The organism is Solilutibacter tolerans (genome assembly GCF_900155935.1).
Classification (GTDB): domain Bacteria; phylum Pseudomonadota; class Gammaproteobacteria; order Xanthomonadales; family Xanthomonadaceae; genus Solilutibacter; species Solilutibacter tolerans.
On record NZ_FTLW01000014.1, the window covers coordinates 1 to 2,440 of the forward strand.

3 protein-coding genes are annotated in these 2,440 nt (G+C 55.0%); all 3 read left to right on the top strand.

Annotation, left to right across the window (positions count from 1 at the left end; genetic code table 11):
- Window positions 1–112 precede the first annotated feature (112 nt).
- Complete coding sequence (locus BW989_RS12220) at window positions 113–718, top strand: GyrI-like domain-containing protein (RefSeq protein ID WP_076588711.1); 606 nt, start codon at window positions 113–115, stop codon at window positions 716–718.
- Between the two features lie 332 nt (window positions 719–1,050).
- Window positions 1,051–1,713, top strand: a complete 663-nt coding sequence (locus BW989_RS12225; RefSeq protein WP_076588708.1) for a DUF998 domain-containing protein — start codon at window positions 1,051–1,053, stop codon at window positions 1,711–1,713.
- Window positions 1,714–1,762: 49 nt separating this feature from the next.
- Complete coding sequence (locus BW989_RS12230; protein WP_076588710.1) at window positions 1,763–2,011, top strand: hypothetical protein; 249 nt, start codon at window positions 1,763–1,765, stop codon at window positions 2,009–2,011.
- Window positions 2,012–2,440 lie beyond the last annotated feature (429 nt).

Below are 2,440 nucleotides of genomic sequence, written 5' to 3' on the forward strand. Positions count from 1 at the left end.
TCGTTCAAGCCGAACCTGCTTCGCGGCCTGGCTTGCGTGGTAGCGTGTACCACACCGCCCGGCCGCTACGCAGGTCGGCTTAACTCAGGCGTTAGCCGTCATGGTAGGGTTCGTGGATAAGATTGACCTTAAAGGCGAGCTAAAGACCCTGTACAGACCCTCCGCAAAGGTGGTCGTTGAGGTTGATGTGCCTGCATTCAACTTTCTCATGGTTGATGGCAATGGCAACCCGAACACCTCCGAGAAGTACAAAGAGGCGGTAGAGGCGCTCTACTCGGTCTCGTACACCATCAAATTTGCGCTAAAGCGGGAAAAGGCGCTCGATTACGTCGTGATGCCACTTGAGGGCTTGTGGTGGGCCGACGACCTGACCAGCTTCAACCGCGACGAGAAAGACAACTGGAAATGGACGATGATGATTATGCAGCCACCGGAAGCCTCAAAACAGATGGTCCAGTCTGCGATCACTAGCGTTCAAGACAAGAAAAGGCTGCTTGGGCTAAAAGGGATTCGGTTCGAGCAATTCAAAGAGGGTCGTTGCGCGCAAATCATGCACATTGGCCCATTCTCTGCCGAAGGACCGACCATTCAACGGGTGCACGACTACATATCAAGCCACTCAGCATTGAGGGGCAAGCACCACGAGATATACCTGAGCGACATACGCAAGGCAGCACCGGAAAAATGGAAAACCATCATTCGCCAGCCAATGGAGTGACGGCTAACAATTCGTTCAAGCCGATGCCGCTTCGCGGCACGGCTTAACTCAGGCGTTAGGCTGCAGCAGGAAACATCGGGAATTAATGAGCGGCAAAGCGCCGCTATCTGCAAGCCCGTTGTGAGTACACGCGACTCTTCGGCCAGCGCCCTACCCCGACTTTCCTACGTTCTCCGACGCGCGATGCTCGTCAAGCTGCGCTCGCGCTGCTCTCGTGGTGCGGCTGCGCCGTTCTGGGCTATGCTGCAACCTAACCAATCGTTCAAGCCGATGTCGCTTCGCGCCACGGCTTAACTCAGGCGTTAGGCCCCACGGAGAAGCCACCGCAGCTCATGGATAGAATCAAGCTGACCCGCACTTTGCTCATCGCGTCCATTTTGTACGCGGCGGCTTTTTACTTTGTCGGGAGCGCTATAAAGCCTGGCTATTCGCAGTTTTCGAATTTCGTAAGTGAGTACAACGCAACTGGCACTGCATGGGCTCGGACGCTCACTTACTCCGGATTCCTTGTAACGGCCGTTCTTCTTTCAGCATTCTTGATCTGTGCTCGGCCACTTGCGCATGTCTCTGGCGCCAGCCGACTCGGCTTTCTGCTTCTTTGGTCGCTCCCCGCTTCATTCCTGCTTGGCGTATTCGCTCCATGCGATGCAGGCTGCCCCGTCGAAGGCTCCACAAGCCAAATCCTTCATAACGTACTCGGTATCCTCGTGTACTTCGGCATGGGTGCCGGTATCGCATTAGTGTCTTTCGCTCCCGGGTTAAGATTCCTTACCTGGCGACGCACCTTTCTGTTGCTGACGGGCGTCGCCTTCCCGGTAGTATTTTTCCTTATGGTTCAGCCGGATTTGTCATCTTGGCGTGGCTTGCTGCAGCGACTGTTGGACATTGCAATGGCCCTGTCACTACTTTTTTCTTTCAATCCATTGTTCCGCCGGCATGCCAAAGTGGGACCTAACAATTCATTCAAGCCGAAGCCGCTTCGCGGCTCGGCTTAATTCAGGCGTTAGGCTGCTGAGCAAACACTGTCGCAACTGAGACTTTTTTATGGACGACTACCAACTTGTTACATCGCCGCTTTGCCGCTCAGTCACAGCCAATGGGCACACCGTTCGTTTGGAGATCTACAGGGGCCCGGACACTGATTGGACTCTCGAGGCTGTTGATGAGTTCAACAACTCCACCGTCTGGGATGACCTGTTCGCAACGGATCAGGCCGCCTTGGACGAGGCATTGCGCACCATTCGGGATGAGGGCATTGAGTCCCTCATTGGCCCGCCCAGCAGCGTCCAGTAATGGATCAGCAGCCTAACAATTCATTCAAGCCGACGCCGCTTCGCGGCGCGGCTTAATTCAGGCGTTAGGCCTGTGTAGAAAGCTCACGGTTTGCACATCAAAGGCAAGCCGCAGAGCGACAAAAGCTGTCGCACTGCTCAACAGCGGTGCCCGCTTCGCGCGCACAGAAGCGAAACTTTATGGGTCTAAGCGCGAAAGCCTGGTTTCGCGTTCGATGGTGTCCGCGCATGCCCTACTCGTCCGCATCGCCGGACGCTAAACCTGTTTGGCGAAAGTGTTTGGAAAGCTGCGCACAGCACATTCAAAAGCCAAACATTGCGAATCAAAAACAGTAGTTCACAGGTCTAACAATTCGTTCAAGCCGAACTTGCTTCGCGGCCCGGCTCATGTGGTAGCGTTTACCACATCGCCGATGCCGCTACGCAAGTC

What these genes read in the sequence shown, in the direction of transcription:
- BW989_RS12225 (WP_076588708.1), top strand. Translation starts at nt 1,051, where the DNA reads ATGGATAGAATCAAGCTGACCCGCACTTTGCTCATCGCGTCCATTTTG.
- BW989_RS12230 (WP_076588710.1), top strand. Translation starts at nt 1,763, where the DNA reads ATGGACGACTACCAACTTGTTACATCGCCGCTTTGCCGCTCAGTCACA.